The sequence below is a fragment of the Gordonia sp. (in: high G+C Gram-positive bacteria) genome, from assembly GCF_049299075.1.
Classification (GTDB): domain Bacteria; phylum Actinomycetota; class Actinomycetes; order Mycobacteriales; family Mycobacteriaceae; genus Gordonia.
The window spans coordinates 1-4670 of record NZ_JBAQWU010000450.1 but is presented as its reverse complement, the minus strand read 5'-3'; the positions used below and the strand labels follow the sequence as shown (position 1 = coordinate 4670).

At 65.4% G+C, this 4670-nt stretch carries 5 protein-coding genes; all 5 read left to right on the top strand.

Annotated features, from left to right (window positions below; translation table 11 throughout):
• Positions 1–636 (top strand): mycothiol synthase (mshD, locus tag WAW85_RS14285; protein WP_422560260.1); only part of this gene is annotated, 636 nt, incomplete at its 5' end.
• Between the two features lie 127 nt (positions 637–763).
• Positions 764–1831, top strand: coding sequence for a phosphate ABC transporter substrate-binding protein PstS (gene pstS, locus WAW85_RS14280; protein WP_422560259.1), 1068 nt, complete (start codon positions 764–766; stop codon positions 1829–1831).
• Between the two features lie 11 nt (positions 1832–1842).
• A complete protein-coding gene (gene pstC / locus WAW85_RS14275; protein ID WP_422560258.1) occupies positions 1843–2862 on the top strand; it encodes a phosphate ABC transporter permease subunit PstC in 1020 nt (339 codons plus the stop codon).
• A gap of 1 nt (position 2863) precedes the next feature.
• Positions 2864–3751, top strand: coding sequence for a phosphate ABC transporter permease PstA (pstA, locus tag WAW85_RS14270; protein ID WP_422560257.1), 888 nt, complete (start codon positions 2864–2866; stop codon positions 3749–3751).
• A gap of 33 nt (positions 3752–3784) precedes the next feature.
• The gene (gene pstB / locus WAW85_RS14265) at positions 3785–4561 is read left to right on the top strand and encodes a phosphate ABC transporter ATP-binding protein PstB (protein WP_422560256.1); all 777 of its coding nucleotides are present in this window, start codon (positions 3785–3787) and stop codon (positions 4559–4561) included.
• The last annotated feature ends 109 nt before the right edge of the window (positions 4562–4670 follow it).

Here is a 4670-nt window from a genome sequence, read left to right as displayed (position 1 = left end):
GCCCTGGCCGAGGGGCGCCGCGCTGGCGCTGGCGCCGCACCGCAATTATGGGCGCACGGTGACCTGCCGGGCGCCGCCGGGCTGGCTGCGAAACTCGATCTGCGCCGAGTACGGGAACTGCTGCAACTGCGTCGACCGCTGACCGCCGAGGCCCCGGTGCTGCCACCGCTGCGCGCGCGCGACGATGTCGTGCTGCGCACCTATCGCGGGCCAGGCGACGATGCCGAGATCTTGCGGGTCAACAATGCCGCGTTTAGCTGGCACCCGGAGCAGGGCGGGTGGACGCAGGCGCAGATCGACGAGCGCACCGGCGCGGATTGGTTCGACCCGGCCGGGCTGTTCCTGGCCGTCGATCGCACCGATCCGAATCGGTTATTGGGGTTGCACTGGACCAAGGTGCATCCGGCGGGCGAGAAGGGCCCCGACGCGCTCGGCGAGGTGTACGTGGTGGGCGTCGATCCGGCCGCCCAGGGCCGCGGCTTGGGCACCCTGCTGACCGTGGTCGGGCTGCACCATCTCGCCGACCGCGGCCTGGGCGAGGTGGAGCTGTACGTCGAAGGCGACAACACAGCCGCGCTCGCCACGTACCGCGGCCTGGGTTTCGCGATGCACACGAGCGACGTCGCCTACCGCTAGTTCTTCACGCGGGAGCACTGCGTAGACCGCCAGCGTTCGCATTTCGGACACTTTCGCGTTCGTTGCGCTCCATCGAGCGCCGATACCTTCAGCACTAGTTGACGAAGATATCGAAAGGTTTGCCGCAATGTCTGCGCTCTTGAACCCCACCACCCGCGTCGCCGCCCTCATCTCTGCGACGGTATCGGCCGGTCTGCTGCTCTCTGCCTGTGGAGGCTCGGGCTCCGGCGCCACCATCACCGGTGAGGGATCCACCGCCCAACAGAAGGCAATGACGCACTTCGCCGACGTTCTCACCGACAACGGAGGCGCCGTCCTGGACTACACCGGCTCCGGTTCTGGCGCAGGCGTCAAGAAGTTCATCCAGGGCGACGTTGACTTCGCTGGCACTGATTCGGCGCTCAAGGGCGACGAGATCGCGCAGGCCAAGGCCCGTTGCAATGGCAACGATGCGTGGCACCTGCCGATGGTCATCGGTCCGGTGGCCATTGCCTACAACATTCCCGGCGTCGACAAGTTGAATCTGAACGCGGCGACGCTGGCGCAGATCTTCGACTCGAAAATCAGCAAGTGGAACGATCCGACGATTGCCGCACTGAACCCGGGCGTCACGCTCCCGGATACGGCGATCGTGCCGGTCCACCGCTCGGACAGCTCGGGCACCACCGACAACTTCACCCGCTACTTGAAGAATGCGGCACCGCAGGACTGGCCACATGACCCGAGCAAGGAATGGGCTGGCCAGGGCGGCTCGGGTGCGGCCAAGTCGACCGGCGTCGGCGACACCGTGAAGAAGACCCCAGGCTCGATCACGTACGTCGAGTGGGGCTTTGCCACCGAGAACGATCTCGGCGTCGTCGATATCGACTTCGGATCGGGTCCGGTCGCCCTGACCGCGGACACCGCCGGCGTCGCGGTGGACGCCATCAAGTTCAAAACCCCGGGAAGCAAGGACCTCGTCGTCGACACCGACGCGCTGTACACCCTGAACCAGCCAGGCGCCTACCCGTTGCTGCTGACCCCGTACTCGGTGGTCTGCTCGGCGGGCTACGCCGACGCGGCGACCGGTACGGCGATCAAGGAGTCGTTCGACACCATCCTGGACAAGGGCCAAGAAGGTCTGGCCGCGCTCGGCTTCGTCCCACTGCCGCAGGCGTATGCGACGACCCTGCGCGCGTCGATTGACGCCCTGTGACTGTCCCCGAAATGACGATTCGAACGACGCAGTCGGGCGATCGGCCGCCGCCGCCGCCTAGCGTCCCCACCGCACCCCCCGGATCGGCTGGCAGCGGTCTGAAGTCAGTGTCTCGGGTGGGCGACCGCGTCATGCGTGTGCTGGCCACCGGATCGGGTCTGCTGGTCTCGGCGGCCATCGGCCTGATTGCCGTGTTCCTGCTGATCACAGCCATCCCGTCGCTGCTGAAGAATAGCGTCAACTTTTTCACCTACCAGGGCACCTGGGACGTGTCCGGGGCAGAACTCAAGTTCGGCATTCCGGCGCAGTTCTACGCGACCGTGCTGGTATCGGTGATCGCCCTGGTGATCGCGATGCCGGTGGCCCTGGGCATTGCGGTCTTTGTGACCGAATACGCCCGTCCGCGCATCGCCGGGCCGATCACCTACGTGGTGGATCTGCTGGCTGCGGTGCCGTCGATCGTGTACGGCCTCTGGGGCATCCTGGTCCTCGGGCCGGCCCTGGTCGGGGTCAATCAGTGGCTTGTCGACAACCTCGGGTTCCTGCCGTTCTTTCAGCCTCCGCAGAACGCGGCCAACATGTCCACCGGCGGCACACTCCTCACCGCAGGCATTGTGCTTGCGGTGATGATCCTGCCAGTGATCACCGCGGTGACCCGCGAGGTCTTCGCCAAAACTCCACTTGCGCAGCGGGAGGCCGCTCTGGCCCTCGGTGCGACGAAGTGGGAGGTGGTGCGGACCGCGGTGCTGCCGTTCGGTTTCTCCGGCTACATCAGCGGTTCGATGCTGGGCTTGGGGCGCGCGCTGGGCGAGACGATGGCCCTGCTGCTGATCATCTCCACCGTTGGTCCGATCAACTTCAACCTGATGGAGAGCGGCCAGACGTTTGCGACCGTCATCGCCAACAATGCGTCCGAGTTCGACACCCCGGCCAAAACCGGTGCGTACATCTCGGCCGGGCTGGTGCTCTTCGTCCTCACCTTCATCGTGAACGCTGCGGCGCGCGCGGTGATCGCCCGAAGGGGTGCCTGATATGACTGCAACAACGACGCAACCGAGTGGCCTGGAGCATTTGACCGCCGCCTCTCCGCGGCGCAGAATCACCGACGGTCTGGCGCGCGTGCTGGTGACTGCGTCGGTCGCCCTCGCGGTGCTCCCGCTGGGCTGGCTGGTGTGGACGCTGGTCGCCAACGGGATCGGCCCGGTTCTCGACGCCCAATGGTGGACTGGATCCGAGCGCTTCGGGGGGGCGGCGAACGCCATCATCGGCACGCTGATCCAGACCCTGGTGGCCGCGATCATCTCGGTGCCGCTGGGCGTGCTAGTGGCGGTACTGCTGATCGAGTACGCCGACCAGAACAACCGGCTGGTGAAGATCACCACCTTCATGGTCGACGTCCTCTCCGGGGTGCCGTCGATCGTCGCTGCGTTGTTCATTTTCGCTGTCTGGCGGACCACGTTCGATTTGCCCCGCTCGGGGTTCGTCGTCGCGCTGGCCCTCGTGCTGCTGATGGTGCCACTGGTGGTCCGGTCTACCGAAGAGATGCTCAAAATCGTGCCCAATGAACTGCGCGAGGCGTCCTATGCGTTGGGGGTTCCCAAGTGGAAGACGATCCTGCGCGTGGTGCTGCCGACCGCGATGGGCGGCATCATCACCGGCATCATGCTGGCAGTGGCGCGCGTGATGGGCGAGTCTGCCCCGGTGCTGATTCTGGTCGGCGCGACCCGCGCGATGAACTGGAATCCGTTTGAGGGAAATCAGCAGACGTTGCCGCTCATGATGCTCCAGAACTACAACAGCGGTCCGTCCGGGTACGAGACGGTATGGGGCGCTGCCCTCACCCTCGTCATCTTGGTCGCGATCGTCTACGTCGGTGCGCGGGTCCTGGCGCGGTTCACCGGTACCAAAACCGCCCGCTAGCCGCTGACGTACAACACAAAGGAAGCACGACCCATGGCTAAGAGCCTCACTCTGAACGAACTGAACATCTACTACGGCGACTTCCACGCGGTCAAGGATGTTTCGCTGTCCATCGCCCCGAAGTCGGTCACCTCCTTCATCGGGCCGTCCGGCTGCGGCAAGTCGACGGTGCTGCGCACCCTCAACCGCATGCATGAGGTGACGCCGGGCGCCTACGCCACCGGCGAAGTGCTGCTCGACGACCTCGACCTGTATGCCAAGAACGTCGACCCGGTGGGTGTTCGCACCACTGTCGGCATGGTCTTTCAGCGGCCCAACCCGTTTCCGACGATGTCTATCCGCGACAACGTCGTGGCCGGATTGAAGCTGTCGGGCGTCCGCGACCGGGCGCGACTGGATGAAGTTGCTGAGACCAGCCTGCGCGGAGCGAACCTGTGGGATGAGGTCAAAGACCGGTTGAACAAGCCCGGCGCGGCCCTGTCCGGCGGACAGCAGCAGCGGCTCTGCATCGCCCGCGCTATCGCGGTCTCTCCGCAGGTGCTGTTGATGGACGAGCCCTGCTCGGCCCTCGACCCGATCTCCACGCTCGCGATCGAGGATCTGATCAACGAGCTCAAGACCGAATACACGATCGTCATCGTCACCCACAATATGCAGCAGGCCGCCCGGGTCAGTGACCAGACGGCCTTCTTCAACCTGGCCGCCACCGGTCAACCGGGTGAACTGGTCGAGGTCGGGGCCACCACCGGGATTTTCTCCAATCCGGTGCGCAAGGAGACCGAAGACTACATCTCGGGCCGCTTCGGCTGAACACGCCCGAGTTGCCAAGCGGAGGCCTCGACGGAATACCGTCGAGGCCTTCTGCCTCTGCTGAATAACGACGGGCGCCCCGGCAACAGCCGCGGAACCGAGAAGCGCA

Excerpts from the sequence above, each read along its gene's own strand:
- pstS (WP_422560259.1), top strand. The coding sequence starts at position 764 with ATGTCTGCGCTCTTGAACCCCACCACCCGCGTCGCCGCCCTCATCTCT.
- pstC (WP_422560258.1), top strand. The coding sequence starts at position 1,843 with ATGACGATTCGAACGACGCAGTCGGGCGATCGGCCGCCGCCGCCGCCT.
- pstA (WP_422560257.1), top strand. The coding sequence starts at position 2,864 with ATGACTGCAACAACGACGCAACCGAGTGGCCTGGAGCATTTGACCGCC.
- pstB (WP_422560256.1), top strand. The coding sequence starts at position 3,785 with ATGGCTAAGAGCCTCACTCTGAACGAACTGAACATCTACTACGGCGAC.